The following is a 26,423-nucleotide window of genomic DNA, read 5'->3' as shown; positions in this document are numbered from 1 at the left end:
GTCCTCCTCGGCTCAGCCGCGCCCGGCGATGTGGTGGATACGGTCGACGGCCCGCTCGAACCCGCGGGTGAGGTCGTCGAAGACCGCCTGCACACTGCGTTCGGAGTTCATCTGCCCGACGATCTGGCCGACCGGCGTGCCGAGCAGCGGCTCGACCTCGTACTTCTGGATGCGCGAGACGGCTTCGGCGACCAGCAGCCCTTGCAGCGGCATGGGCAGCGGGCCGGGTCCTGACGGGTCGTCCCAGGCGTCCGTCCACGCCGTACGGAGCTGGCGGGCGGGCTTGCCGGTCAGCGCGCGGGAGCGGACGGTGTCGCCGCAGCCCGCCGCGAGCAGCTTCTCGGTGAGCCGCCGCGAGTGCAGTCCGGCCTCCTCGGTGGTCAGCCAGACGGAGCCGAGCCAGACGCCCTGGGCGCCGAGGGCCAGCCCGGCGGCGATCTGCTCGCCGGTGCCGATGCCGCCGGCCGCGAGGACGGGCAGCGGGTCCACGGCGCGGACGACCTCGGGGGTGAGCACCATGGTGGCGATCTCCCCGGTGTGGCCGCCGGCTTCGTAGCCCTGGGCCACGACGATGTCGATGCCGGCGTCCTTGTGGTGCCGGGCGTGCCGGGGGCTGCCCGCGAGGGCGGCGACGAGGATGCCGTGCGCGTGGGCGCGCTCGACGACGTCGGCGGGCGGTGGGCCGAGCGCGTTGGCCAGCAGTTTGACCGGGTGGTCGAAGGCGACGTCGAGCTGGGAGCGGGCGACCTGCTCCAGCCATCCCGTGATGCGCCAGCCGGACGCCTCGCCGGGCGGCAGTTCGGGCACCCGGTGCTCGGCGAGCGTCTTCGCGACGAACTGCCGGTGCCCTTCGGGGATCATCGCCTCGATGTCGGCCTCCGTGACGCCTTCGACCTTCTTGGCGGGCATCACGACGTCCAGGCCGTACGGCTTGCCGTCGGTGTGCCGGTCGATCCAGTCCAGGTCGCGGGCCAGTTCCCCGGCCGCCGCGTAGCGGACCGCGCCGAGGACACCGAAGCCGCCGGCCCGGCTGATCGCGGCGGCGACGGCGGGGAACGGGGTGAACCCGAAGACGGCGTGCTCGACTCCCAGCCGGTTGCTCAGCTCCGTCTGCATGGCCGCAGGATGCCGCAGGGCGCCGTACGAGGGAAGAGATTTTCTGATGCTGCGTCAGCAAAAAAGCCGTGGGCATCGCCGTGTCACGTCCGCGGTGCCACCATCCGTCCGGATGGACGGACACCTGCACGGCGGACCCGGGAGGCACATCATGCGGACGGACATCACCGTCATCGGCGGCGGTACGGCGGGCCTGGTGGCGGCCATCGCCTGCGCGGAGGCCGGAGCGGCGGTGACGCTGCACGAGGCGCACGGCTCGCTGGGCGGGCGCGGCCGGGCCACGGCGGCCCCGTACATCGCCCACGAGGGACCGCACGTCTTCTACTGCGACGGCCCGCACTGGACCTGGCTGGCCGAGCGCGGCCTGACCGGCCGGCTGGGGTGGCCGTCGGCCCGCGACCTGCTGCGGACCTCCTTCGTACGGGACGGGCGGCGCACCCTCCGGCCGCCTGCCGGATTCCTGCGGATGATCACGGTGGGCCGGTCCCGTACGGCGCCGGTCGACCAGGACTTCCACAGCTGGGCGTCCCGGCACTTCGGCGAGGCGGCAGCGCGCGCCGCGGCCAACGCCATCGCCGTCGTGACGTACGACGCGGACACCGGCCGGCTCTCGGCGGCGTTCGTGTGGAACCTGGTCCGCCGGGTGTTCGCACCCCGGATGCCGACCGTGCGGTGGGTGGTGGGCGGCTGGCAGGCGGTCGTCGACCGGCTGGCGGCCCGCGCCCGGCAGCTGGGCGTACGCGTCGAACTCGGCTCCCGGGTCACCGCGCTGCCCGGCCACCCCACCATCGTCGCCACGGAACTCTCCTCGGCGCGCGCCCTGTTGGGCGACGACTCGCTGCACTGGGAGAGCGGCCACTGCGTCCTCCTGGACCTCGCGGTCCCGCGCGGCGGACAGGACCGGTTCCTCACCTTCGACCTGGACGCGGGCGGCTTCCACGAGAGCTACTCGATGCAGGACCCGACGACCGCGCCGCCCGGCCGGTCGCTGTTCCAGCTGGACATGCCGGTCCGCGCCGGGGAGAGCCTGGCGAGCGCCCGGCAGCGGCTGGAACGCTTCGCCGGGCTGGCCGTTCCCGGATGGCACGAGCGCGCCGTATGGCACCGCCAGGGCACGGCACGCGGCCGGACCGGCGCCCTGGACCTGCCGGGGCTGACCTGGCGGGACCGGCCGGCCATCGACCGCGGCGACGGCGTGTTCCTGGCCGGGGACCAGGTCGCGGCGCCCGGTATGCGCGGCGAGATCGCGATCAACAGTGCCGTGCGGGCCGCCGCGGGTGCGGTGCGGGCGGCCGGTCTCCGGGGCAGCGGCACCGTGGGCGCCCCGTGACCTGCTTCAGCACCCCGTCAGCCCTGTTCCAGCACCGCCATCGCGGCGTTGTGGCCGGGAATTCCGCTCACCCCGCCGCCCCTGACCGCGCCCGCGCCGCACAGCAGCACGTTGGCGTGCCCCGTCGCCACCCCCCAGCGGGCCGCCGCGTCGTCGCCGTCGGCCTCCGTGCGGTACGGGAACGCCAGGTCCCGGTGGAAGATGTGGCCGCCCGGCAGTCCCAGGTCGCGCTCCAGGTCGAGCGGGCTCCTGGCCTCGATGCACGGGCGGCCGTCCGCGTCGGTGGCCAGGCAGTCGGTGAGCGGTTCGGCCAGTACGGCGTCCAGCTGGGCGAGGGTGGCCGCCAGCAGGCGCTCGCGGGTGGCGTCGTGGTCCTCCGCGAAGAGGCGGGCCGGGGTGTGCAGGCCGAAGAGGGTGAGCGTCTGGTAGCCCTGGCGGACCAGTCCGGTGCCGAGGATGGAGGGGTCCGTGAGGGAGTGGCAGTAGATCTCCGAGGGCGGCGCGGCGGGCGGCTCACCGGCCGCCGCCTGCCGGTAGGCCGCCTCCAACTGGCCGTAACCTTCGGCGACATGGTAGGTCCCGGAGAAGGCCAGGCGCGGATCGACGTCCGGGTCGCGCAGCCGGGGCAGCCGGGTGAGCAGCATGTTGACCTTGAGCTGGGCGCCCTCGACGGGCGCGGGAGGCCGCTCGCCGAGGAGCCCGGCGAGGGTGTGCGGAGCGGCGTTGACCAGGACGTGGCGCGCGCCGACCGTCCCCTCGGCGCAGGTCACCTCGGCCGTCCTGCCGTCCGTGGCGATCCCGGTCACCGGGCAGCCGGTGACGATCTCGGCGCCGGCCGTGCGGGCGGCGCCGGCGAGTGCGTCGGTGAGCGCGCCCATGCCGCCGAGCGGCACGTCCCAGTCGCCGGTGCCGCCGCCGACGACGTGGTAGAGGAAGCAGCGGTTCTGTGCCAGCGCCGGGTCGTGGGCGTGCGCGAACGTGCCGATCAGCCCGTCCGTGAGCACCACGCCGCGCACCAGGTCGTCGGCGAACGCGGCCTCGACCGTCTCCCCGAGCGGCCGTTCGAACAGCGCCTCCCAGGCCGCTTCGTCATCGATGCGGGCCCGTAGCGCCTCCCGGTCCGGCAGCGGTTCGGTGAGCGTGGGGAAGACCCGCTCCGCGACCCGGCGCGTCATCCCGTAGAAGCGCCGCCAGGCCGCGTACTCGCGGTCCGAGCCGGTGAGCCGGGCGAACGAGGCGCGGGTGGCGCCCTCGTCGGCACCGACGAACAGCCCGGTGGGACGGCCGCCGCGCACGGCCGGCGTGTAGGAGGAGACCGCGCGCCTGCGGACCGCGAACCGCAGGCCGAGGTCCCGCACGAGCTTCGGCGGCAGCAGGCTGACGAGGTACGAGTAGCGGGACAGCCGCGCGTCCACGCCGGCGAAGGCTTGGGCGGAGACCGCCGCGCCGCCGGTGTGGTCCAGCCGCTCCAGGACCAGCACGCTGCGCCCGGCCCGGGCGAGGTAGGCGGCGGCGACCAGCCCGTTGTGCCCGCCGCCGACGATGACCGCGTCGTAGAACGTCCGTTCCGGCATTCCCCCTTGGTAGCACGCGGTGATCGGCGCGGCCAGGTACGGACGGCTGAATTCCGGGGACCGGCCAGCGCGGCGCCTTGCCCCGCTTACTCCTACGTTCCTAACGTCCGACGATGCGTCGTATCGGCCCGCTCCGTCCACCCGTGAGGTGCCCTGTGCTCGTTCCGTCGGTACCGCGTCCCCCGAGACGCACCCTCATCGGCCTGAGCACCGCCGCCCTGTGCGCGGCGGGCGCCCTGTCCGCCACCGCCGCCGTCCCGGCCGCCGCCCTCCCCGCCGCAGCGGGCGAGGGCGGCGCGCGTGCCGCGGCGGTCTACCCGAACCTCGCCCCGAAACCCCCGATGGGCTGGAACAACTGGTCGTACTACATGTGCGACATCAACGAGAAGGTGATCCTGGACAACGCTCGCGCGCTGGTGAAGTCCGGCCTGGCGAAGAAGGGTTACGACACGGTGACCGTCGACGACTGCTGGATGCTCAAGCAGCGCGACGCCCGGGGCAACCTCGTACCGGACCCGGCGCGCTTCCCGCGCGGCATGGCGTACGTGGGCCGCGAACTGCACCGGATGGGGCTGAAGTTCGGCATCTACGAGGACGTCGGCACGCTGACCTGCGAGAAGTACCCGGGCAGCCTGGGCCACTACCAACAGGACGCCGACCTCTTCGCCAAGTGGAAGGTCGACTATCTGAAGATGGACGGGTGCAACCTGCCCACCGCTCCCGGCAGGACGAAGGAGCAGACCTACCACGACGCCTACCGGGCGGTCGGCCAGGCCCTCCGGAAGACCGGCCGCGACATCGTCTTCTCGGTCTCGGCGCCCGCCTACTTCCAGTACGACGGCGATCAGGTCTGGCACCGGGTCATCCGCTGGTCCTCGCAGGTCGGCAACCTGTGGCGGGAGGGCCGGGACATCGCGGTGGAGAAGCACAGCGGCGCCAGGAAGTGGTCCTCGATCAAGTACAACTACGCCTACAACGCCAAGCTGGCGCACCTCCAGCGGCCCGGCCGCTGGAACGACCCGGACTTCCTGCTCGCCGGCGACTCCGGCCTGTCCACCCGGCAGATCCAGAGCCAGATGTCGCTGTGGGCCGTGATGGCCGCGCCGCTGATCTCCAGCACCGACCTGACGAAGATCTCCCCGGCCGCGCTGAAGGTGCTCGGCAACCGGGACATCATCGCGGTGGACCAGGACCCGAAGGGCCTCCAGGGGCGCGTGGTCCAGCAGGGCGCGGGCCATGACGTGCTGTCCAAGCCGCTGCAGAACGGGGACCGGGCGGTCGCGCTGTTCAACTCCGGCGACGCGGACCAGACGCTGACCACCACGGCGAAGACGGCCGGCCTCCCGAAGGCCGGCTCGTACGAGCTGCGCGACCTGGTCACCAAGCGCACCTCCCGCACCACCGGGAAGATCTCCGTACGGGTGCCGGCGCACGCGACGGTGCTCTACCGGGTGCACCCGCGGCGGTGAGCGGACGCCGGGCCGGGTGCGCGGCGGGTACGGCCGGCCCGCCCTCAGCCCCGGCCCGGCGCACGCCGCTGCCGTAACGCGGCGACCCGCCGGTACAGCGCCACCGCCTCGGCGGAGCGTCCGAGCTGTTCCAGGCACTGGGCCTCGTCGCCGCGGCTGGCCAGCGTGTCGGGGTGGTCGGGGCCCAGCACCCGTTCCCGGGCCGCGGCCACCTGCCGGTAACCGGCCAGGGCCTCGGGCCAGCGGCCCAGCCAGCCCAGGGCCACGGCGATCTCCCGGCGGCTGACGAGCGTGTCGGGGTGGCCGGCGCCCAGCACCTGCTCCCGCAGCGCCGCCACCGACCGGGCCTCGGCCAGCGCCTCTTCCCAGCGTCCGAGGCGGCCGAGGTTGACGCCGAGGCCGTGCCGGGCGCGCAGCGTCTCCGGGTCGGCAGGGCCCTGTGCGACCGTACGGGCCCCGACGAGGTCCCGGTACAGCTCCAGCGCCTCGGCGCTGCGCCCGAGCCGCCCGAGGCTGATGCCCACCTCGTACCGGGCGGCGAGGGTGTCCGGGTGCCCCGGCCCCAGCGCCTGGGCACGGTCGGCGGCCACCTCCCGGTACGTCTGGAGGGCCTCCGCCCACCTCCCCAACTGCCCTTGCAGATAGGCGACCTCGTACCGCGTCACCAAGGTGTCCGGGTGCTGCGGCCCCAGCACCCGGGTCCGGGCCGACGCCACGTCGCGCGCCATCCGGTACGCGTCCTCCAGCCGGCCGAGGCGGCTGAGGTTGAAGGCGAGGTTGTGCCGGCAGCGCAGCGCGTCGGGGTGGTCGGGGCCCATCGTGCGTTCGCGGGCCGCGAGGACGGACACGTACACCTGGTGCGCCTCGAAGTGCCGCCCGAGCCTGCCCAGCGCGTACGCCGTCTCCTGGCGGGCGGCCAGGGTGTCCACGTGGTCGGGGCCCAGCACCCGCGCACGCCCCGCGGCGACCGCCTCGTACTCGCGCAGGGCGTCGGCGGCCCGGCCGCACCGGCCGAGCGTGAACGCGACCTCGAAGCGGCTGGCGAGGGTGTCGGGGTGGTCGGGGCCGAGCGCGTGCTCCCGTTCGGCGGCGACCGCCCGGTGCACCTCCCCCGCCTCCGCCCAGCGGCCGAGCCGGCCGAGGCTGAGCCCGGCGTTGTGCCGGGCGGCCAGCGCGGCGAGGTGTTCGGGCGACGGCACGGGCCGCGCGGGGACGTACGGCGCCGGGGTGTCGCGGCTGAGCGGCGGCAGTCCGCTGGTCCACGCCCCGGTGAGCCCGGCGGTCCGGTCGGCGCCGGCGCCCCGTCGCGTACGGGGGCCGGCCGGGAACCCGACGGTCATCCCCCGCGTCCAGGACGGCAGCGGACGCACGGCGCGCGCCGGCGTCCGGTCACCCGCCCCGGCGGCCCCCCGCGCCCCGCCGGACAACGGCTCCTTCTCCTGCTCCCGGCGGGCCGAGACGAGTCGTTTCCCCAGCTCGGCGGCGTCCCGCGGCCGGTCCTCCGGGTCCTTCTCCAGCAGGTCCAGGACGATGCGCTCGTACGCCTCCGGCAGATCGGGCCGGCGCCCGCGCGGCGGCTCCGGCGCGGTGTCCCGGTGCCCCACGAGCACCGCCCACGCGTCGTCGAGGTCGAACGGCGGCGCCCCCGTCGCCAGCTCGTACAGGACACACCCCAGCGAGTACAGGTCGCTGCGGTGATCGACGGTACCGGCACCGATCTGCTCGGGCGACATGTAGTGCGGGGTGCCCATCGCTATGCCGGTCCCGGTCAGCCGGGCGGTGAACCCGATGTCGTGCCCCAGCCGGGCGATGCCGAAATCGCAGATCTTCACCGTCCCGTCGGCGACCCGCACGATGTTCGCCGGCTTGAGGTCGCGGTGCACGACGGACTGCTCGTGCGTGTACGCGAGGGCCGCCGCGACCTGCTCGGCGATGTCGGCGAAGTCCGGCACCGGCAGCGGACCGTGCCGGTTGTCCTCCAGCAGCTGACCGAGGTTGCGCCCGTCGAGCAGCTCCATCACGAGGAAGAGGATCCCGTCGGCCTCGCCGAAGTCGTGGACGACCGTGATGCCGCGGTGCTGGAGGGCCGCGGCCACCCGCGCCTCCCGCCGGAAGCGCTCGCGCAGCACCCGCAGGAACGACGGGTCGTGCTGCGGCCCCAGCGGCTTGAGGCACTTGACCGCCACCTGCCGCCCCAGCGACTCGTCGCGCGCCCGCCACACCTCCCCCATCCCACCGCGACCGATCAGATCGAGCAACCGGTAACGCCCCTGCACCAGCCCGCTCTCCGCCATACCCCACCGCGCCCCCGTCCCCGGCCCCCGCGGCTCCCCCTGCCTGCCCGCGCCCAGTATGGCGCCGCCCGGGGCCGGGGTGTAGGGCGCTGGAGGGGGGCGGGGCGGGGGCGCGCGAGTGTCGGCGCTACCGCCGCACCCGTGGCATCCCCAGGCCGATCCACGAGATGATCTCGCGCTGGATCTCGTTGTTGCCGCCGCCGAAGGTGAAGATGACCGCGGAGCGGTAGCCGCGTTCGAGGTCGCCGTGGAGGGCGGCGCCGGACGAGCCGTCCTTCAGGGGGCCGGCGGCGGCCAGTACCTCCATCAGCCAGGCGTAGGCGTCGCGGCGGGCCTCGGAGCCGTAGACCTTCACCGCGGAGGCGTCCTGCGGGGTGAGGGTGCCGCGCTGGAGCGCGTCCACCATCTGCCAGTTGAGGAGCTTCATGGCGTCCAGCCGGGTGTGCGTACGGGCCAGCCGGCCGCGTACCCAGCCGAGGTCGATGACGCGCCGCCCGTCGGCCAGTTTCGTCTCGGCGGCCCAGCGCTGGACGTCGTGCAGGGCGCGGATCGCCGTCGTGCCGTGGGCGGCGAGGGTGACCCGTTCGTGGTTGAGCTGGTTGGTGATGATCCGCCAGCCCTGGTTCTCCTCGCCCACGCGGCGGGAGACGGGGACGCGGACGTTCTCGTAGTAGCCGGCGGTGGTGTCGTGCGAGGCGAGGGTGTTGATGCGGGTGCAGGAGTAGCCGGGGTCGGAGGTGGGCACGAGGAGCAGGCTGATGCCCTTGTGGGGCGGTACGCCGTCCTCGACGGGGGCGGTGCGCACCGCGAGCCAGACCCAGTCGGCCGTGTCGCCGTTGGTGGTCCAGATCTTCTGCCCGTTGACCAGGTAGCTGTCACCGTCGCGGACGGCCCGGGTGCGCAGCGACGCGAGGTCCGTGCCGGCGTCGGGTTCGCTGTACCCGATCGCGAAGTCGATCTCCCCGGCGAGGATCCTGGGCAGGAAGTACGCCTTCTGCTCGTCGGTGCCGTAGCGCATGATCGTCGGGCCGACGGTGTTCAGCGCCATCAGCGGCAGCGGCACCCCCGCCTGCGCGGCCTCGTCGAAGAAGATGAACTGCTCCATCGGCGTCATGCCCCGGCCGCCGTACTCCGCGGGCCAGCCGACCCCGAGCCAGCCGTCCGCGCCGAGCCGGCGGATGGTGGCGCGGTAGTAGCGCTTCTGGGCGGTGGGGCCGTCGCCGGGTACGTCCGGTGACCCGTCGGGACCGCGGAAGCGCGTGTACGCGCCGTCCGGGACCAACGCGGCGAAGTACTCCCGCAGTTCGGCCCGCAGCCGCTGCTGTTCCGGGGTGTATTCGAGGTGCACGGCCCCTCCTGGTCTGACGGCCTGACGGCCCCGGCAGGCCCGATGGTGCGGTGGCGCGCGCGGTCGGCGACGCACCTGACGGGCCGTCGGGTAACGGGTCGTGGGGCACGGTAGAACGTGTTCCATTAATAGGGAAGGGCACGGCCGGGCCGCGGCGGCGGCGCTACAGCGGCTGCGGCAGGAGGCGCAGGGCCAGCGGCCGGGTGAGGGGGCTGTGGGACAGGCGGATCGCGGCGCGGCGGGCGCGGGCCACGGTGCGGTTGGCGGGCAGGAACAGGTGCTGCATACGGCGGGCCTGATCGGCGTGGTGACGGGCCGTGGGACGGATGCGGTGTTCCCACCGGGCGACCGCCCGGACGAGCGGGCGGCCGTCGCGCACCGCGTCCGCGAGGTCCGCGGCGGCTTCGACGGCCAGGCAGGCGCCGTACGCCGAGTACAGGCTGAGGCTCCAGGCGGCGTCGCCCAGCAGGACGACGCGGCGGTCCGTCCACCGCGGCATGCGGATCTGGCTGACCTGGTCGAAGTGGACGGTTCCGGCGGCGTCGGCCGCGTCGAGGAGACCGGGCATCAGCGGCCCCGGGTAGTCGCCGAAGACCCGGCGCAGTACGGCGGCCGGCGGCTGCCGCAGTTCGGCCGCGGGGTCGTCGCTGCGGTACAGGAAGTACGCGACGGGCCCGCAGTCGCGGAAGCCGGCCACCCACGCGGCGCGGCCCGCGTCGGGCATGACGGCGGTGTCGCCCGTGCGCAGCCCCGGCAGGGGCCGTCCGGCCAGGCACGCGGCGACGATGTGGCCGAAGTCGTAGCGGAAGTGCCGTTCGGGGCCGAAGGTCAGGCGGCGTACCGCCGAGTGGCTGCCGTCCGCGCCGATGAGGAGGTCCGAGCGGATCTCGGTGCCGTCGTCGAGGGTGGTCAGCACGTGGTCCGCGGTCTGGGCGACGCGTACCGGTGACCGGCCGTACCGGATCGGGACGTCGACGGGCAGCCGGTCGTGCAGCGCGGCCTCGATGTCGCTCCGCAGCAGGGTCAGGGAGCGGCGGCGTGTGTCGGCCGGCAGGCGCATGCCGGGCAGCGTGCGGCCACGGCGGTCGATCTCGAACCACCGGCTGTCCGGGCCGAGCCGGTCGCTGAGGTGGTCGGTGAGCCCCAGACGGCGGGCCGCGCGGTAGCCGTTGCCCCGGAAGAAGACCAGGTAGCCGCCTCTGCGGCGGCCCGGGGCCCGTTCCACGATCGTCGCGTCCCAGCCGACGGCGCGCAGGGCCAGGGCCGCGGCCGTACCGGCTATGCCGGCACCGATGACGAGGGCGTGCGGGCGTGCGGCGGGGGCTGGCAGCATCAGTCAGGGGTCCTCGGGCGTGAGTGGCGGGGCGGGGCGGTCGGCCGCGAGTGGCTGGGAGCGCGGCCGACTGTGCAAGGCCGGGCTCGTGGCTTCAGTGGGCGGACGGTGCCGCGTGACCCGCCGTGGCCGTCGGTCGCCTGCCCGGGGCCGCTTCGGCCGTCCACCGGGCCGCGAACGATTCCTGCCACCGGTCCGAGGCCGCTTCCGGCGGTCGGCCGTCACCCGCGCCATCCGTCGTGGCCGCTGTCGCGGCGTCGTCGACCAGGCCGCGCAGCGCCGCCGTGAAGTCCGAGGACATGGCCAGGCGGTCGAGCAGGTCGTGGGCCTGCCGGTACAGGCTGTCGCGCGCCGCGAGTGTGGCGGCCTGTACGGCAGGGGCCAGGAGCATGCCCCTGATCTCCGCGCGGCTGTCGGGGCTGTCGGCCGCCTCCGCCAGGAGCCGCAGCGCCCGCTGCCGTTCCCGGCCGGTGAGCCGCTGTACGGCGCAGACCAGGCGGTAGGTGGCGGTGCCGTTCCGGATGTCCTCCTCCCGCTCGTCGCGCAGGTCCTCCTCGTCGTTGCGGAACTGCAGCAGCGTGCCGACCGCGTGCCCGAACTCCCGCCAGGCCGCGGTCACGGCGTCGGCGCAGCCGGCGATGCGCGCGCTCATGCCGCAGGCCATCGCGTACGCGGAGCCGCTCTTGTGCTCGTACGTCGTCAGCACGGACTGCGGGTCGGCCGTCGTCACGGTGGTGACCAGGTCCCTGATCTGGCCGTCGTTGGTCAGCGTCCAGCCGTCGAGGTAGTCGCTGATCAGGCTCTCCCGCAGGGCGGCCGGGAGGTCGAGGGCGGCGAGGGCGCGCAGCGGCAGCCCGTGGCCGCATTCGAGCGCGGCCATCAGGGCGGGCCCGGTGCCGACGCCGTACATCGTGGCGCCCGCGTCCCCGTCGGCGATGTCGTCGAAGGCGTTGGCCGCCCGCCACCACAGCGCGTGGGCGGCGGCGACCGGTACGGCCGGCTCGGGGAAGCCCGTGATGGCCGCGTGGGTCAGTAACGGCAGGGCGGTCTCGTTGCGCTCGTGGCGGCCGCGGTCGATCACCTTCCGCATGGTGGTGCGCAGCGGTCCGCAGGCGTCGGGGTAGTCGTCCAACTGCCGTTCGACGAACGCGGTCACTTCGGGCAGCAGCCGGGCGGTCACCTCGTCGGCCCGTGCCGTCGTGCTGGACATGCGTACCTCCGGTAAGGCGGTTGGTGAAGGTGCTGCTCCGTCAAGTGGGCGAAGGGGTGCGCCGCTTGGGTACCCGTGCGGCCGGGGTCCATGCCCGGCCGTAGCGGAACGGCCGTAGCGGAACGGCCGTACGGTGTCGCCGTTACGCGGGAAGGCGGCAGGCCAGCGCGGCGGCAGCCGCGGAGACGGCCGCGATGGCCGCCGAGGTGAGCGCGAAGGCGGTGCCGGTCGCCGTTCCGGAGTCCACCGCGCCGTAGTAGATGAGCCCCAGGAGGCAGACGCCGACCGCGGCGGCCGTCTGCTGGACGGTGGAGACCACACCGGAGGCCGATCCCGTGAAACGTTCCGGCGCGGTACGCAGCGTCGCGGTGAGCGCCGGCGTGATGAACAGGCCCTGGCCCGCGCCGACGACGGCGAGCGAGCAGAGCAGCCAGAGCGGGTGCCGGCACAGGGCACTGCCGGCGGCTGCCGCGTACCCCAGCGCCGCCACGGAACCGCCCCACACCAGGAGGTGCTTCAGGCTCGCCTTCCGCAGCCGCGGCACGAGCAGCGACAGTACGGCGAAGAGACCGGCCAGCGGCAGCATCGCGCTCCCCGCCTGCATCGGGTCCCAGCCCAGGCCCTGTTGCAGGTGGAGGCCGAGAACGAGGAAGAAGGCGTTCAGGCCGCTGTTGAACAGCGCGATCAGCAGCAGGCCGAGGGGAAAGCGGCCGGTCAGCAGTCCGGGGGGCAGCAGCGGGGCCCGGTCCCGGCGCTGGGCCCGGCGTTCATGGGCCGCGAAGGCGGCGCCCGCCGGGACCGAGAGGCTCAGGCACAGCCAGATCCACCAGGGCCAGCCCAGGTCGCGGCCGAAGGCGGGCGGTACGGAGAACGCCGCCAGCGCGAGCGCGCCGAGCAGCAGCCCCGCGCCGTCCAGCCCCATCCGCCGGCGCCCGCCCCGTACCGCGACGAAGGGCACCGCGCACAGCGCCGCCAGCCCGACCGGCACGTTGACCCAGAACACCGACCGCCAGCCCAGGCCGAACAGGTCGGCGCCGATGAGCCAGCCGCCCAGCAACTGTCCGGACACGGCCCCCAGTCCCATGACGGCTCCGGTGGCGGCGAAGGCCGCCCGCTGTTCGCGCTCGCGGAACAGGGTGCGGGCGGCGTTGTAGACCTGGGGCACCAGCAGGGCCGTACCGGCCCCCTGCACCAGCCGGGCCGCGACGAGCGCCGCGGCGCCGGGGGCCAGCGCGCACCCCACCGAGGCGAGGACGAACACGGCCATGCCCGCCGCGAAGACACGGAAGATGCCGTACATGTCGCCCAGGCGACCGCCCGTGATCAGCCCCAGCGCGTAGACGAGCTGGTAGCCGGCCAGCACCATCTGCTGCTGGCCGGCACCGGCGCCGAGGTCGCGGGAGAAGGCCGGGACCGCCACCACGACGATGAACACGTCCAGGTTGGCCAGCAGCGTCCCGCACAGCATCACCGCGAGCGCGGCCCAGCGGCGCGCACGGGACACGGTGGCCGGCGGGTCCGCGGCGGGCGGTCCGGTGGCGGACGGTCCCGTCGCGGCCGGCCCGGTCATCGGTGATCGCTCCGTCATGCCCCCAGCCTGGCCCCTCACACGGTGGAAACGGCGGACCCCGCCGCCCGGCACCGCGTACCCGCCCGGCCCGCTCCTCAGTCCGCGGCTTCCGCCAGCCGCCGCAGCAGCGGCCCCGCCTCGGCGAGTTGGCGGACCTCGTCGGGCCGCAGCGAGGCGAGGCGCTTGGTCAGCACCTCGGCCTCGCCGCGGGCGATGTCGGCGAGTGCGGTCGCGCCGCGCTCGGTGGCCAGGACGCGGCTGGCCCGCCCGTCGGTGGGGTCGGGCTCCCGGCGGATCAGCCCGGCCGACTCCAGCCCCAGTACGGCCGCGGTGGCGGTCGGCTGGGAGCAGGGGACCCAGGCCGCGATCTCGCCGATCCGGGAGGGGCCCTGCTGGGTCAGCAGGGCCAGGACGGCGAGCTGTGTCGGCTGTATCCCGCCGGCCGCCGCGGCCCTGCGCAGGCTCCGGGTCAGCCGGTGCAGGGAGATCACCAGTTGCAGTGCCGCATCGTCACCGATTGTCATCGCTCAGCCCATCGCGCCGCCCGGTCCGGGTTCAGGAAAGCGTAAGGCGGGGCCGGTACATGTCCAACCACAGGGCCAGGTCCAGCGTCTTTTCCAGGCCCTTGCGGGACGCCTGGGTGACCTGCGGCGCGTCGTGTTCGACCGCCCGCTTGAGCCAGTCGCGGTCCACGATGTCGAAGACCGGGTGCGCGGGGCCGGCCAGCAGGTCCTTGGCGTGCTGCTGGAGCGCGACGGCGTACTTGGGGTCCTGCGTGGACGGGTACGGGCTCTTGACCCGGTCGTACACCGACTTCGGCAGCACATCGGCGGTGGCCTCGCGCAGCAGGCTCTTCTCCCGCCCGTCGAACGACTTCAGCGCCCACGGCGTGTTGTAGACGTACTCGACCAGCCGGTGGTCGCAGAACGGGACGCGCACCTCCAGGCCGACGGCCATACTGGCGCGGTCCTTGCGGTCCAGGAGGAGGCGCACGAACCGGGTCAGGTGCAGGTAGCAGATCTTGCGCATCCGGAACTCGAAGTCGCTCTCCCCGTCCAGCCGCTGTACGTCCTTGATCGCGGTCCGGTAGCCGTCCTGGACGTACGAGGGCAGGTCGAGGGAGTCGGCCAGCGCGGGGACGAGGATGCTGCCATCGTCCCCGAACTGCTCGGCGAAGCGGACGAGCCAGGGGAACGTGTCGGCCCGGCGGGCCTCCTCGTCGAAGAACTGCTTGTAGCCGCCGAAGACCTCGTCGGCCGACTCTCCGGACAGGGCGACGGTGGAGTGCTGCCGGATCGCCTTGAACAGCAGGTAGAGCGAGGCGTCCATGTCGCCGAAGCCCATCGGTATGTCCCGCGCCCGGATGACCTTGGCACGCACCTCGGGGTCGGCCAGGGCGTCCGAGTCCAGGACGATGTCCTGGTGGTCGGTGCCGGAGAGGCGGGCCACGTCGTGGACGTACGGCGTGTCGGGGGTGGCGCGCAGCGCGTCGGCGACGAAGTTCTCGGTCTGGCCGACGAAGTCGACGGCGAAGCTGCGGACCGTCTCCCCCGTCTCGCCCAGCCGGCGGGCCGCCAGCGCGGTCATGGCCGAGGAGTCCAGGCCGCCGGAGAGCAGGGTGCAGCGCGGCACGTCGGAGACGAGCTGGCGGCGGACGATGTCGTCGAGCAGGGTACGGACGTGGGCGACGGAGGTGTCCCGGTCGTCCTCGTGGGCGCGGGTCTCCAGCGACCAGTACACGTGCCGGCGCAGACCGCCGCGGTCGACGGTGACCACCGTGCCGGGCTCGACCTCGTACATGCCGTCCCACACGGCGTGGCCGGGCGTCTTGACGAAGGCGAAGAGTTCGCGGATGCCGTCGAGGCCGACGCTGCGGTCGGCGAGCGGGTTGGCGAGGATCGCCTTCGGCTCGGAGCCGAACAGCACGCCGTCGGACGTCTCGTAGTAGTAGAACGGCTTGATGCCCATCCGGTCGCGGATCATCACGAGCCGCCGGCGCTGCTCGTCCCAGACGGCGAACGCGTACATGCCGTTAAGCCGTTCGGCGACCGCCTCGCCCCACTCCAGGTAACCGCGCAGCACGACCTCGGTGTCGGAGTCGGTGGTGAACCGGTGTCCCCGGCCGGCCAGTTCCTCGCGCAGCTCGCCGAAGTTGTACGTCTCGCCGGAGTAGACGATGACGACCGGGCTGCCGTCCGCCCGGTGCACGGTCATCGGCTGACGGCCGCCGGGGAGGTCGATGATCGCCAGGCGGCGGTGGCCGAGGGCTGCGGGCCCCTGCACCCACGTACCGCGGTCGTCGGGCCCGCGGCAGGACATCGTCTCGGTCATCGCGTCCACGGTCTCCTGCTCGGAGCGCAGGTCACGGTCGAAGGAAATCCAGCCGGTGATGCCACACATGCCATGTCCTCCTGCTCCGGCCCGGAGGGCGGTCCGCCGGGCACCGGCACACCGTGCGCGGACACGGTGGAGCCCGGCGGCTCGGCACCCTCACGGGTCAGTTGTATCGAGCACCTATATATCGAGGGTGTTCCTCGGCCCACCGCGCCGTCAACCGGGCCGTAACACGCTGTCGGGCCGCGCAACGGCGAGCAAACGCCCGGCATTTGAGCCCCTTCCGGCGTTCTGATCTGCGGGTTCGCGAAATCGACGCAGCGGCCGGGCACGGCGGTGGAGGGGCAGCGGCTTACGGCACCGTGGGGAAGGCTTTACCAGGAGCTGACGGTGTTACGGCAGTCGGCAGGCCGGTGTGACAGGCAGCCGCACGTCACCTGACCGCCCGTCCGCCCTCGGGCCGCTGTGCGGTGCCACCACGAGGGGCGCAAGGTTGTGGAGTTGGCTACGCCTGGGCCAGGAACGGCTTCAGGAGGGCGAGCAGCCGGTCGGGGCGGTGCAGGGGGATGATGTGGCCACAGTCCTCGATGAGGTGGCCGACGAGGTGATCGGCCACCGGCCGCAGTTGCTGTTCGAGTGCCCTGCCCACCGGGTGGGCGCCGATGGCCATGGCCGGTACGGTCAGCCGTCCCGTACGGACGGCCTCCTCGATCTGCCGGGCGCTCGTCGGCAGGGCGCGGTAGTACGAGAAGGCGCAGCGGAGGGCGTCGGTCCCGGTGTACGCGTGGACGAACGCGTCCCGGACGTCGGGGTGCACACCCTGACCGAGGGTGCCGGCGCGCAGGAACCAGTCGACGTACCGGGCTTCGTTGCCGACGAGTACGGATTCCGCGAGGCCGGGTGCCGCATGGAAGCCGAACCACCAGGGCGCCCCGTGGGCGAGGAATTCCCCGGCGCCCGGCAGCCCGCCCAGCAGCGACTCCATCACCACCAGCCGGCGGACCAGGCCGGGGCGGCGCAGGGCGAGCAGGAAAGCGGGCGGAGTGCCCGCGTCGATGCCGACCACGGCCGCGTCGCTCTCCCCGAGTGCGGCGAGCAGGGCTTCGGCGTCGGCCGCGAGCGTACCGGCGTCGTAGCCGTCGGCCGCCCGGTCGCTCGCGCCGAAGCCGCGCAGGTCGGGTGCGATCACGCGGTGCCGGCCGGCCAGCCCGGCCACGACGTGGGTCCACAGGCGCCAGGTGTGCGGGAAGCCGTGGAGCAGGAGTACGGCCGGCCCCTCGCCCGCCAGGGCCACGTTGAGGCCGGTGCCGTTGACCGTGATCCGCCGGAGTTCGACGCCGGGCTCGGGCTGTTGACGGTTGCCGGTGCGGTTCGGCGTCGGGGGTGGTGCGTACGTCACGTGATGCTCCAGGCGGTTGGGAGGTCGTTGCCGTGCCGCGCGGCGCCGCCGGGCGGGACGGCACAGCGGGTGGTCACCATTGGTGACAACAGAACGCTAGGTAACTAGGGTGAGGGAGCCAAGACCGCACTTCTGCCTCAGGTGGTGAGCTTCAGGTGACCTCCGCACCCCGGCGGTCCCCCGGCGGCGAGCGTGGGGACCTGTTCGACCCGGAGTGCCCGACCCGCCGGCTGCTCGACCGGATCGGCACGAAGTGGCTGTCGATGGCCGTCAAGGTGCTGGCGGAGGCGTCCCCGGAGGAGGTGCGCTTCGCGGAGCTCCGGCGCAGGATGCCCGGGGTCTCGCAGAAGATGCTGTCGGTCACGCTTCAGGGCATGGCGCGGGACGGCCTGGTCGGCCGCCGGGTGGAGCCGTCGGTGCCGCCGCGTGTGTACTACCGGCTCACACCGCTCGGTCTGTCGCTGGAAGAGCCGCTGGCCGCGGTCCGGTCCTGGGCCGAGCGCCACATGGCGGAGATCGACCGCGCCAACCGGCGCAGCGACGAAGCCGCCGTCGGCGATTGATCACGGCCGGCCGGGGCGCCGGCCGCTTCCCCGCCCGCCCTCTGTCCTCTCCTCCTGCCCCTTCCCCTACCGGCGGAATATGTGCAGGGCCCGGCCCAGGGCGCTGCCCGTCCGGCGGAAGATGCCGCGCCGTTGCCGTCGCCGGGGCAGGGTGATGTCACCGGCGGCCCGCCAGTCGGCCGCCTGCGCCACCATCGCGGTCAGGCTGCGGCAGAAGGCCGCGGAGCGGTCGGCTCCGTCCAGGTCGGCCCAGGTGAGCAGGTGCGAGAGGACACCGTCGTACTCGTGGTACGGGCGGGCCCGCATGTGGTCGGTCAGCTTGGTCCGGACCGCCCGCTGCCGCTCGGGCGGGAGGCCGGAGCCGGGCAACTCGTCCAGCAGCCGCTGTACGTTGCCGATGACCAGGTCGACGAAGGCGTCGCGGCGCCGGGCGTCCACCCGCCCCAGCCGGGCGTTCTGGTGGTCCTCCTCGCGCCCGGGTGTCTCGTTCCGCACCTGGTCCTCCTCGGCCGCGGACAGCGGGGGCACCCGGAAGTTCAGCATGCGGGAGTCGTACGCCTGGTCGACCGCGACATGGGTCAGCTCGTGGACCATCACCGCGAGGTGGTCGGTGCGGGACATGTCCGGCGGGTGGGCGTAGGAGACGGCGTACCGCCCCTGGCCGAGGGCGCGTGTGCTGCCGCCGCCGGCGCCCGACGTTCGCTCGAAAGCGGCCCGGTCGAGGTGGCCGAGCAGCTCCCTCAGGAGCCGCTGGACGTACGGGTCGCGGGTCTCGCGGGAGTAGGCGCGCAACAGCTGCCGGTCCTGCGTCGTCGAGTCGTCCGCCACGATGCCCTCCGCCCGGTGTGGCCCGCGGTGCGGTGGGCGGCGGTGGGCGCTGCCGCACGCCGCCGTACCGCGCCGGTGGCTTGCCGCGGTGACGTGTGCTCCGGCGCCAGTCTGCGCACCGCGGCCCGCCGCGCGGTATACCTGAACCCGCCGCGACCGCGCGGCCGCCGCGCCGACTCAGACGCCCGTGCTGCCGTCGATGCGCTCCCGTATGAGGTCGGCGTGGCCGCAGTGCCGGGCGTATTCGGCGATCATGTGGGTGTAGATCCAGCGCAGGGTGACCTGACCGCCCCGGTAGGTGCCGGTGTCCTCCAGCGCGCGGGGGGCGCAGTTCTCCCGGGCGCGCTCGATCTCGGCCTGCCATTTGCGCCGGGCGTCCTCGTAGGTGGCCGTTTCGTCGAAGACGAATCCCCGGTCGGCGAGGGCGGTGTCGGCGTCGCCGCTGAAGACCGACGGGGCGTCCTCGTGGACCAGGACCCTGCGGAACCAGGTCCGCTCGACCTCCGTCAGATGCCGGACGAGGCCGAGCAGGGTGAGCTGCGAAGGCGGCGCGGACGCCGCCCGGACCTGCTCCTCGGTCAGGCCGTCGCACTTCTGGGCGAGCGTGGTGCGGTAGAAGTCGAGCCAGCTCTCCAGGGAGGTCCGCTCGTCGGCGTCCATGGGAGGCAGTGGGCGTTCGGGTGTGATCATGTCCTCATCGTGACACGGGGGTCTGACAACGCGGCCGGACAGCGGCGGGCGAGCGCCGCCGCCACGGACCGGCCTACGGCCGGCGCCCTCGGCGTCAGCCGTTTGCGGCCCCAGCGGTCCGCGGTCTCAGCCCACGGTTCCCCCGTCGGAGACGGCGGGGCCGCCCCCGTCGGAGACGGCACCGCCGTACGCGTCGGCTCGCGCGCCGGGCCCTGCGGCGATCGCTCGCAGCGCCGCCAGATGCTGCTCGTAGACCGCGCGCCCCGCGGCCGTCAGTGAGAGCCACGTACGCGGGCGGCGGCCGGCCCGCCCCTTGCCGACGGCCACCCAGCCCGCCGCCTCCAGTGCCGCCACCTGCTTGGAGAGGGCCGAGTCGGTGACCTCCACCAGCTCCCGCACCACGGCGAACTCGGACTTCTCCACCGGTGCGAGGGCCGCCACCACGGAGAGCCGGACGGGCGAGTTGAGCAGCGGCACGAGGGCGTGCCGAGGATGGCTGCCGCGCGATCCGGCCGGAAACCGCTGTGCCGTCACGACGATCGCCGCGTCTCCAGCCACGCCCCCACGGCGAGCGGCAGCGCACACGCCACGGCGGCCACGGCCGCGAACACCCGGCTGTCCGCGAACGCCAGGTTCCCGAGGAGGAGCACCGCGCTGTAGAGGACGCCCCAGCAGGCCATCAGCGCTCCGTGCCGGGCCCCGAAACCGCGCCGCACGCTGCGCTGCCGCGCGGCGTACACCGTGAGCCCGGTGACGAGGCACGTGTTGACCAGCGCGAAGACCGTCGCGGCGACGGTCCCGTGCCACAGCAGGGCGATCGGTACGAGCACCAACTGCCCGGCGGCGTACGTCCAGAGGTAGCGCGCGTACCAGCCGCTGCGTAACCGTGCCGCTCGCTCCACCGCGGCAGCCCGCTCCAACGGCCGCCCCCGAAACCCCGGCCTGTCTCAACTCCCCGACGGCAGCGGCAGTTCGGTCCACACAGTCTTGCCCTCCCGTGTGTGGCGGGCGCCCCAGCGGTCCGTGAGTTGGGCCACTAGGAGAAGGCCGCGCCCGCCCTCGTCGGTGCTGTGTGCGCGTCTGAGATGCGGCGCGGTGCTGCTGGGGTCGGAGACCTCGCAGATCAGCGAGCGGTCGCGGATGAGCCGCAGGATGATGGGCGTGCCGCCGTACCGGTAGGCGTTGGTGACCAGCTCGCTCACCACCAGCTCGGCGGTGAACGCCAGCTCTTCCAGGCCCCATTCGGTCAGCTTGGCGGAGGTCAGTTCGCGTGCCTCGGCCGCGGCGGTCGGTTCCGCGGGCAGTTCCCAGGAGGCGACGCTCTCCGGCGGCAGCGCGCGCGTACGGGCGAGGAGCAGCGCGACATCGTCCTGCGGGTGGACGGGCAACAGCGTCTCCACCGCCGCTTTGCAGCGGTCCTCCAGGCGGCATGCGGGCTGCTCCAGCGCTCTGCGCAGCAGTGCCAGCCCTTCGTCGAGATCCCTCTTGCGTACCTCCAGCAGTCCGTCCGTGTAGAGGGCGAGCAGGCTGCCCTCGGCGAGTTCCAGTTCGGCGGACTCGAACGGCAGGCCCCCCAGCCCGAGCGGCGGCCCGGCCGGCAGGTCGGGCAGGTTCATCCGGCCGTCGGGGGCGACCACGGCGGGCGGTACGTGGCCCGCGCGGGCCATGGTGCAGCGGCGGGAGACCGGGTCGTAGACCGCGTACAGGCAGGTGGCGCCGATGATCTGCGGGCTCTCCGGGCCGCCGGCGGCCGACTCCTGCTCCTCGGCCAGGCGGTTGACCAGGTCGTCCAGGTGGGAGAGCACTTCGTCGGGCGCGAGGTCGAGGTTGGCCAGTGTGTGCACCGCCGTGCGCAGCCGGCCCATGGTGGCCGCGGCGTGCAGCCCGTGGCCGACGACGTCGCCGACGACGAGGGCGACGCGGGCGCTGGAGACCGGGATGACGTCGAACCAGTCGCCTCCGACGCCCGCGGCGGGATCGGCGGGCAGGTAGCGGTGCGCGACCTCGACGGCCAGTTGCTCGGGCAGCTCGCGCGGCAGCAGGCTGCGTTGCAGGGTCAGCGCGCCGTGGTGCTCCTGGGTGTAGCGGCGGGCGTTGTCGATGCAGATGGCGGCGCGGGAGACGAACTCCTGGGCCAGGACGAGGTCGTCCCGCTCGAACGGCTCGGAGCGTTCCGCCCGCCACAGGCTCACCAGGCCGAGCACCAGGCCCCGGGCGGCCAGCGGCACGACGATCAGCGAGTGGGCCCCCAGGCGCAGGGCCTGTTGCGAGCGTTCCGGGTCCTGGATGTACCAGCCGGTTTTCTGCGCCAGGTCCGGTTCGAGGATCGGCCGCTGCTCGGTGAGGCACTCGGCCTGCGGCGTACCCGGGGCGAACCGGAACACCTCGCCGACCGGGTACATGACGTCCAGGCCCTCCGCGACGACGGAGCGCACGGCTGTCCGGTGGACCGGCACATACGTCCCCCGGGTGGGGTCCTGGCCGCGGGTGACCGGCTCCAGCAGGTCCACGGAGACCGCGTCGGCGAGGTCGGGCACCGCGACCTCGGTCAGTTCGCGGGCGGTCTGCGCCACGTCCAGGGTGGTCCCGATGCGGGCGCTCGCCCGGTTGAGCACCGCGAGCCGGTGCTGGGCCCGGTGCCGGTCGGTGACGTCTTCCACCATTTGGGTGACGCCGAGCACCTGGCCCGAGGAGGAGTCGCGCATCCGGAACGCGGACACGGACACGATGCGCTCGCGGCCGGGGTCGATCCGCAGCCGGCACGACTGCTCGGTGAAGATCAGCGGCCGGCCCGTCTCCAGCACCCGGCGCAGCCGCTCCTCGATGGTGGCCACGTCCGGCCCGACCAGGAAGTCCTCCATGCGCAGGCCCCGGTGGGCGGTGGCCGGGCGCCGGCTGATGTTCGCGATGGCCCGGTTGATACGGAGGATGCTCAGGTCCGGGGCGTGGACGGACAGCCCGATGGGGGAGTTCCGGAACAGGCCGTCCAGCACGGAGCGGTCGATCTCCCACTGGGCGACCTCGGCCGCGGGCGCGGCGACGAGGAACCACTCGTGCACGGAGTCGCCCCGGACCACGGGCCGGACCCGGAAGCCCAGTTCGACGCGCCGTCCGTCGCGGTGCAGCACCGGCAGGACGCCGGACCAGCCGCCGTCGCGCCGGGCCGTGGCCGCGGCCGCCGCCGCGGCGGCCCGGTCGTCGTCGTGGAGCAGGACGGTGTCCGCCCGCCGCCCCAGCACGTCCTGCGGCCGGTAGCCGAGCAGGTCCTCGGCGCAGTCGCTCCAGCCCGCGACCGTGCCTCGTTCGTCGAGCACCGCCGAAGCGGCCCGGCGCGACGCGAACGGGTCCTCCGGGCGCTCGGCGAACTCCGGCACCGGTGCGTCCATCGCTTCGCCCCTTCGACTCGCCGACCGGGCCCCGGCCGTCGTCCTCCGGCGACTCCCGGGACGGCCGGAACCATGATGCGCGCAGCTCTGCCCCAGTATCGTTTCGCCCCGCGCGCCCCGCGCCCCGGGCTGCGCGCGGGGTGCCGGGCGCCCGGCCGGGCGGGGGGGGCGGAGGGGCACCGAACGTCACCCGAAGGGAGGCGCCGCGGGTACTCCCGGTGGCGGGGTGCGCCCGGCGTCGGGTGGAGTCCGCCCCGGCCCGCCCTCGTCCCCGGCTCCGCCCTCACCCATCGCACATGTGCTCGATAAGGTGCGCGTAAGATCGCATTCCCGGCATGAGCGGGTATGTCGGCGACTCGGCCCCCACCTCCCACGGAGAGACCATGCGACGTGCCCTCATCCCCCTCGGCGCCGCGGTACTGCTGTGCGCCGGCTGCTCCGGAGGGGCGGCGGACGAGGCGAAGCGGCCCGCGAAGGCGTCCGCCTCCGCGTCGGCGCCGGCCGTCGATCACGGGGCGGCGGTACGGGCCGCCGTGGCCGCCACCACCAGGAGCAGCGCCCGGATCGACGAGACGATCGAGATGGGCGACGGCACCACGACGTACACCCTCACCGTCAAGGGCGACTTCGACTGGGCGGGCGGCAAGGGGCGGCTCAGGACCGGCCTCCACCAGGGCCCCGCCTCGGCCGCCGGCACCGGTCCGCAGATGGAGCAGATCTTCACCGGTGGCACCGTCTACGTCGGCGGGTTCGCCGACCAGCAGGGGACCTGGGGATCGGTCCGGCGGGACGAGGCGGAGGCGCAGAACCTCCTGCGGGCGCCCGTGAACGACCCCGCGCACGTCCTGGAGCAGGTGTCCCGGATGCGCGAGGCGAAGAAGGCGGGCGAGGAGCAGGTCGGCGGCAGGCCGGCCGTGCGCTACCGCGGCCGGCTCGACGACGAGACGATCACGCTGCGGATGTCGGAGCGCGGCCGGGCGAAGCTCGCCCGCGCCCGGCAGGCCCTCGGCGACCTGGTTGTATGGGCGGACGCCTGGGTGGACCGCGAGGGCCGTGTCGTCCGTACCCGGCTCTCCTGGCCGCTGGGCGCCGGTGGCACCACGGCGACGATGAACCTCACCGGCTTCGGAAAGCCGGTGCAGGTCACCGCCCCCGCGCCCGGCAAGGTCACCCCCATGCCGGCGGCCGACGGCCCGATGCTCGGCTGAGCGCCCGCACCCGTGCCCCGGCCCGTCAGTCCCCCTCCAACCGCAGCACGCTGACCGAGTACGCCGGAAAGGTGTACGTGAACCGCGTACCCAGGCCGTTCACCCGCACGGAGCGGGGCGCCACCGCGGTGGGCTCGCCGAGGGTGTTGGTGGCCTCCGGACCGGGTCCGGTCAGGATCTCGGCGCGGCCGGTGCGGCCGACGTCCCGGACACCGTCGATCCGTACGGCCGTGGTGCGCGGCGTCCCCCCGGTGTTGACGACGGCGAGATGGAGCCGTCCGGTCCGGCGGTCGCGGGTGGTGACGGCGCTCAGGCCGGGCAGGGCGCGGACCGCGGTGGGCAGCACGATGTCGCCCCGGTGGGTGCGCAGCAGCTGCTGCGCGTAGGAACTGGGCGAGTGGTAGCTGGTCAGGCCGTCGTACGCGATGAGGTTGGTGGCCCAGGTGTTGTCGCGTACGTGGCTGAACAGCGGCGCGTAGCACTCCATCACCACGTGGTCGCTGTTGCGGATGATGCCGGTGAGCCAGGCCGCGTCGCCGAGCGCCGCCCGCAGGTTGGGGGTGGGGCGGCCTTCCTGGGCCGCCCACTCGCCCACGAAGACCTTGGGGGTGGCGCGGTCCCGCCGGTCGTAGAGGTGGGAGCCCGCCGCGAAGACGGCGGGTGAGCGGTAGTAGTGCTCGTCGATGAGGTCGTGGGGGCGGCTGCGGACGGGGGTGGTCGCGATGAGCTTCAGGTGCGGGTACGCCCGGGTGAGCGCGTCGTGGAAGGCCGCGTAGCGCTCCTCGTAGGAGCCGGAGACGTCGAACCAGTCCTCGTTGCCGATCTCCACGTAGGTGAGCGGATACGGCGCCGGGTGGCCGTCGGCGGCGCGCCGGGCGCCCCAGCGGGAGGTGGCGGGCCCGGTGACGTACTCGATCTGGTCCAGCGCGTCCTGCACGAAGGGCCGCAGGGCGTCACCGGTGACGTGCTCGCCGTGGAGCGAGTAGCCCGCGTACACGCACAGCACCGGCTCGCAGCCGAGGTCCTCGGCCATCTGGAGGTATTCGGGCAGGCCGAGGCCGTCGGTGGACCAGTAGCCCCAGGCGGAGTTGCGGTGGCCGGGGCGCCGTTCGACGGGGCCGATGGTCTTCTTCCAGTCGAAGCGGTCGGCGATCACGTTGCCTTCGAGGTAGTTGCCGCCGGGGAAGCGCAGGAAGGCGGGGCGCAGCGCGGCGAGCGCGGCCATCAGGTCGGGGCGCAGCCCGTTGGGGCGGTTCCGGTAGGTGGGCGGGAACAGGGAGACCTGGGCGAGCCAGAGCGTGCCGGTGGTGCCGGCGGTGCCCGCGGTGGTCAGCGTCAGGCGCGCTTCGGTGGTGTGCGGGGCGGTGGGCGGGGTGCGCAGGGTCAGGTCGTAGCGGCGCCAGTCGCGGCCGGGGGCCGGTGCGGCGGCCCGCGCGTGCACGGTGCCGTCGGTGCCGGTGAGGGCGAGGGTGAGCGGCCCGGTGCGGCCATCGGCCTTGGCGAAGTAGGAGGCGCGGTAGGTGGTGGCGGGGCGGACGGGGATGCCCCAGTAGCCGTTGTTGGCCGTACCGGAGCCGGGGCCGCGCACGGTGATCCGCAGGGACCTGGTGAGCGCTTCGTTGAGCGGCGCGGTGGGGTCCAGGGCGATCGAGGCGCCGCCGAGGGCGCTCCAGTGCACCGGGGTGCGGGCGTCGGCCATGAAGCTGCGGTTGTTGACGAGTTCGGCGTACAGGCCGCCTTCGCCGCTGTGGTTGATGTCCTCGAAGAAGATGCCGCCGAGCCGGGGCGGGACGGTGGGGCCGGGGCGGCGGGCGTCGATGGTCAGCAGCGGCGTGGTCGCCTGCTCCGGTACGCCGGCCAGCCGGGCGATCTGGGCGCCGCTCAGGGCGGTGTCGTAGCAGCGTACGTCGTCGATGCCGCCCCGGAAGTGGTCCGCCTCGGCGCCGGCGAACAGGCCGCGGCCGACGGTGGTGTCGCCGGTGGCCCGCCAGCCTCCCGGGTCGGGCACCTCGCCCTCCAGTACGCCGTCCACGTACAGCCGTAAGACGCCCGCCGCCGCGTCGGCGACACCGGCCAAGTGGTACCAGCGCCCCGGTTCGGGGGCGAAACCCGCGCCGGCGATCGCGGCCGCGCCGTTGGCGTCGGCCGCGTCCCGGGGCAGCCGGGTGAAGGCGAACGCCCGGGTGTCGTCGCGCAGTTGGAGGTAGCAGGCGCTGACGGCGGTGCCGTCGACGGCGGTGCGGAAGCCGTCCGTGGCCGTGAGCCGGACACGGGCGGCCAGGGTGAAGCCGTGCGCGGTGTCGACGGCGGGCCCGTCGGCGGTGGCGCAGGCGCGCCCGGCCAGCGCGAGGCCGTGACCGGTGTGGCCGTCGCCCCAGGCGGCCCCGCCGCGCAGGGTGAGGGTGCGGCCGTGGCCCGAGCTGTCGGCGGCGGTGGGGCCGCGGCCCTCCTCGAAGGCCCAGTGGGCGACGGGAGCGGGCAGCCCGGGGCCCGGTTCCGCCGCGGCGGGCGGCGCGGCGCCGGTGCGCAGCGCCTCGGTCAGGGCCGTCGCGCCCAGTGCGGCGATCACGGTTCTTCGTCCGGGCCCGCCCGGGACCGCTCCCGGGCGCTGGTCGTCGTCGCTCGCCATGGGGTACCCCTCCACTCGTCTGCGTACGGTATATCGAACGCCGTGCGGAATACCGCCCGGCTTGCGAGGGAGGATGCGCCCCGCGCGCCGCCGCGTCAACACCCGTCACACACACCGCGCGGGAACCGTTCCCGCCGAACGG

Annotated in this window: 20 protein-coding genes; 4 read left to right on the top strand and 16 right to left on the bottom strand. The window is 74.1% G+C overall.

The window, feature by feature from the left end:
- Nucleotides 1–12: 12 nt before the first annotated feature.
- The gene (locus ACH4FX_RS13390; RefSeq protein WP_398478259.1) at nt 13–1,116 is read right to left on the bottom strand and encodes an NAD(P)H-dependent flavin oxidoreductase; all 1,104 of its coding nucleotides are present in this window, start codon (nt 1,114–1,116) and stop codon (nt 13–15) included.
- A 151-nt stretch (nt 1,117–1,267) separates the two neighbouring features.
- On the opposite strand from ACH4FX_RS13390, the gene ACH4FX_RS13385 reads away from it, so the two are divergent.
- Complete coding sequence (locus ACH4FX_RS13385) at nt 1,268–2,446, top strand: FAD-dependent oxidoreductase (RefSeq protein ID WP_398478258.1); 1,179 nt, start codon at nt 1,268–1,270, stop codon at nt 2,444–2,446.
- 17 nt (nt 2,447–2,463) lie between these two features.
- Here ACH4FX_RS13385 and ACH4FX_RS13380 read toward each other — a convergent pair whose 3' ends face one another.
- Nucleotides 2,464–4,020 carry a phytoene desaturase family protein gene (locus ACH4FX_RS13380; RefSeq protein ID WP_398478256.1) on the bottom strand — a complete coding sequence of 519 codons (1,557 nt, stop codon included), beginning with the start codon at nt 4,018–4,020 and terminating at the stop codon, nt 2,464–2,466.
- Between the two features lie 155 nt (nt 4,021–4,175).
- Between ACH4FX_RS13380 and ACH4FX_RS13375 the strand changes: the two genes are divergently transcribed.
- Nucleotides 4,176–5,489: a glycoside hydrolase family 27 protein gene (locus ACH4FX_RS13375; RefSeq protein ID WP_398478254.1), complete on the top strand. Its 1,314-nt coding sequence runs from the start codon at nt 4,176–4,178 to the stop codon at nt 5,487–5,489.
- A 44-nt stretch (nt 5,490–5,533) separates the two neighbouring features.
- Here the strand turns inward: ACH4FX_RS13375 and ACH4FX_RS13370 are convergent, their stop codons facing one another.
- From ACH4FX_RS13370 to ACH4FX_RS13335, 8 genes are all read right to left on the bottom strand, one after another.
- Complete coding sequence (locus tag ACH4FX_RS13370; protein WP_398478252.1) at nt 5,534–7,783, bottom strand: tetratricopeptide repeat protein; 2,250 nt, start codon at nt 7,781–7,783, stop codon at nt 5,534–5,536.
- Nucleotides 7,784–7,910: 127 nt separating this feature from the next.
- On the bottom strand, nt 7,911–9,131 hold the full coding sequence (locus tag ACH4FX_RS13365; protein WP_398478250.1) for an acyl-CoA dehydrogenase family protein: 1,221 nt from the start codon (nt 9,129–9,131) through the stop codon (nt 7,911–7,913).
- A gap of 163 nt (nt 9,132–9,294) precedes the next feature.
- Nucleotides 9,295–10,464, bottom strand: a complete 1,170-nt coding sequence (locus ACH4FX_RS13360; protein ID WP_398478248.1) for an FAD-dependent monooxygenase — start codon at nt 10,462–10,464, stop codon at nt 9,295–9,297.
- A 94-nt stretch (nt 10,465–10,558) separates the two neighbouring features.
- Nucleotides 10,559–11,674 (bottom strand): polyprenyl synthetase family protein, encoded by a 1,116-nt coding sequence (locus tag ACH4FX_RS13355; protein WP_398478246.1) that lies wholly within the window; start codon nt 11,672–11,674, stop codon nt 10,559–10,561.
- A 142-nt stretch (nt 11,675–11,816) separates the two neighbouring features.
- Nucleotides 11,817–13,262 carry an MFS transporter gene (locus tag ACH4FX_RS13350; RefSeq protein ID WP_398478244.1) on the bottom strand — a complete coding sequence of 482 codons (1,446 nt, stop codon included), beginning with the start codon at nt 13,260–13,262 and terminating at the stop codon, nt 11,817–11,819.
- A gap of 77 nt (nt 13,263–13,339) precedes the next feature.
- Nucleotides 13,340–13,768 carry a MarR family winged helix-turn-helix transcriptional regulator gene (locus tag ACH4FX_RS13345; RefSeq protein WP_398478242.1) on the bottom strand — a complete coding sequence of 143 codons (429 nt, stop codon included), beginning with the start codon at nt 13,766–13,768 and terminating at the stop codon, nt 13,340–13,342.
- Between the two features lie 31 nt (nt 13,769–13,799).
- Nucleotides 13,800–15,644: an asparagine synthase (glutamine-hydrolyzing) gene (gene asnB, locus ACH4FX_RS13340; RefSeq protein ID WP_398478240.1), complete on the bottom strand. Its 1,845-nt coding sequence runs from the start codon at nt 15,642–15,644 to the stop codon at nt 13,800–13,802.
- A gap of 439 nt (nt 15,645–16,083) precedes the next feature.
- Entirely contained in the window at nt 16,084–16,899 is an 816-nt protein-coding gene (locus ACH4FX_RS13335) for an alpha/beta fold hydrolase (protein WP_398478418.1), read from the bottom strand.
- A 233-nt stretch (nt 16,900–17,132) separates the two neighbouring features.
- On the opposite strand from ACH4FX_RS13335, the gene ACH4FX_RS13330 reads away from it, so the two are divergent.
- Nucleotides 17,133–17,540, top strand: coding sequence for a winged helix-turn-helix transcriptional regulator (locus ACH4FX_RS13330; RefSeq protein ID WP_398478238.1), 408 nt, complete (start codon nt 17,133–17,135; stop codon nt 17,538–17,540).
- A 66-nt stretch (nt 17,541–17,606) separates the two neighbouring features.
- Here ACH4FX_RS13330 and ACH4FX_RS13325 read toward each other — a convergent pair whose 3' ends face one another.
- The 5 genes from ACH4FX_RS13325 to ACH4FX_RS13305 all read right to left on the bottom strand — a co-directional run bounded on the left by ACH4FX_RS13325 (nt 17,607) and on the right by ACH4FX_RS13305 (nt 22,444).
- Complete coding sequence (locus tag ACH4FX_RS13325) at nt 17,607–18,368, bottom strand: hypothetical protein (RefSeq protein ID WP_398478236.1); 762 nt, start codon at nt 18,366–18,368, stop codon at nt 17,607–17,609.
- A 177-nt stretch (nt 18,369–18,545) separates the two neighbouring features.
- Nucleotides 18,546–19,058, bottom strand: coding sequence for a DinB family protein (locus tag ACH4FX_RS13320; RefSeq protein ID WP_398478234.1), 513 nt, complete (start codon nt 19,056–19,058; stop codon nt 18,546–18,548).
- Between the two features lie 126 nt (nt 19,059–19,184).
- Complete coding sequence (locus tag ACH4FX_RS13315) at nt 19,185–19,616, bottom strand: winged helix-turn-helix domain-containing protein (RefSeq protein ID WP_398478233.1); 432 nt, start codon at nt 19,614–19,616, stop codon at nt 19,185–19,187.
- Complete coding sequence (locus tag ACH4FX_RS13310; protein WP_398478231.1) at nt 19,589–19,960, bottom strand: hypothetical protein; 372 nt, start codon at nt 19,958–19,960, stop codon at nt 19,589–19,591. Before ACH4FX_RS13310 ends, ACH4FX_RS13315 begins: the two co-directional genes overlap by 28 nt.
- Before the next feature lie 45 nt (nt 19,961–20,005).
- Nucleotides 20,006–22,444: a SpoIIE family protein phosphatase gene (locus ACH4FX_RS13305; protein ID WP_398478229.1), complete on the bottom strand. Its 2,439-nt coding sequence runs from the start codon at nt 22,442–22,444 to the stop codon at nt 20,006–20,008.
- 383 nt (nt 22,445–22,827) lie between these two features.
- On the opposite strand from ACH4FX_RS13305, the gene ACH4FX_RS13300 reads away from it, so the two are divergent.
- On the top strand, nt 22,828–23,652 hold the full coding sequence (locus ACH4FX_RS13300) for a hypothetical protein (protein WP_398478227.1): 825 nt from the start codon (nt 22,828–22,830) through the stop codon (nt 23,650–23,652).
- Nucleotides 23,653–23,677: 25 nt separating this feature from the next.
- Here ACH4FX_RS13300 and ACH4FX_RS13295 read toward each other — a convergent pair whose 3' ends face one another.
- Nucleotides 23,678–26,281 carry an alpha-L-arabinofuranosidase C-terminal domain-containing protein gene (locus tag ACH4FX_RS13295; protein WP_398478225.1) on the bottom strand — a complete coding sequence of 868 codons (2,604 nt, stop codon included), beginning with the start codon at nt 26,279–26,281 and terminating at the stop codon, nt 23,678–23,680.
- Between the last annotated feature and the right edge of the window lie 142 nt (nt 26,282–26,423).

The organism is Streptomyces sp. NPDC018019 (genome assembly GCF_044327805.1).
Taxonomy (GTDB): domain Bacteria; phylum Actinomycetota; class Actinomycetes; order Streptomycetales; family Streptomycetaceae; genus Streptomyces.
Note: the sequence above shows the minus strand (reverse complement) of the source record. Positions and strands in the feature narration are given on the sequence as shown.

Excerpts from the sequence above, each read along its gene's own strand:
- ACH4FX_RS13320 (WP_398478234.1), bottom strand. The coding sequence starts at position 19,058 with ATGATCACACCCGAACGCCCACTGCCTCCCATGGACGCCGACGAGCGG.
- ACH4FX_RS13305 (WP_398478229.1), bottom strand. The coding sequence starts at position 22,444 with ATGGACGCACCGGTGCCGGAGTTCGCCGAGCGCCCGGAGGACCCGTTC.
- ACH4FX_RS13295 (WP_398478225.1), bottom strand. The coding sequence starts at position 26,281 with ATGGCGAGCGACGACGACCAGCGCCCGGGAGCGGTCCCGGGCGGGCCC.
- ACH4FX_RS13385 (WP_398478258.1), top strand. The coding sequence starts at position 1,268 with ATGCGGACGGACATCACCGTCATCGGCGGCGGTACGGCGGGCCTGGTG.
- ACH4FX_RS13370 (WP_398478252.1), bottom strand. The coding sequence starts at position 7,783 with ATGGCGGAGAGCGGGCTGGTGCAGGGGCGTTACCGGTTGCTCGATCTG.
- ACH4FX_RS13380 (WP_398478256.1), bottom strand. The coding sequence starts at position 4,020 with ATGCCGGAACGGACGTTCTACGACGCGGTCATCGTCGGCGGCGGGCAC.
- ACH4FX_RS13345 (WP_398478242.1), bottom strand. The coding sequence starts at position 13,768 with ATGACAATCGGTGACGATGCGGCACTGCAACTGGTGATCTCCCTGCAC.
- ACH4FX_RS13355 (WP_398478246.1), bottom strand. The coding sequence starts at position 11,674 with ATGTCCAGCACGACGGCACGGGCCGACGAGGTGACCGCCCGGCTGCTG.
- ACH4FX_RS13360 (WP_398478248.1), bottom strand. The coding sequence starts at position 10,464 with ATGCTGCCAGCCCCCGCCGCACGCCCGCACGCCCTCGTCATCGGTGCC.
- ACH4FX_RS13300 (WP_398478227.1), top strand. The coding sequence starts at position 22,828 with ATGCGACGTGCCCTCATCCCCCTCGGCGCCGCGGTACTGCTGTGCGCC.
- ACH4FX_RS13350 (WP_398478244.1), bottom strand. The coding sequence starts at position 13,262 with ATGACGGAGCGATCACCGATGACCGGGCCGGCCGCGACGGGACCGTCC.
- asnB (WP_398478240.1), bottom strand. The coding sequence starts at position 15,644 with ATGTGTGGCATCACCGGCTGGATTTCCTTCGACCGTGACCTGCGCTCC.
- ACH4FX_RS13390 (WP_398478259.1), bottom strand. The coding sequence starts at position 1,116 with ATGCAGACGGAGCTGAGCAACCGGCTGGGAGTCGAGCACGCCGTCTTC.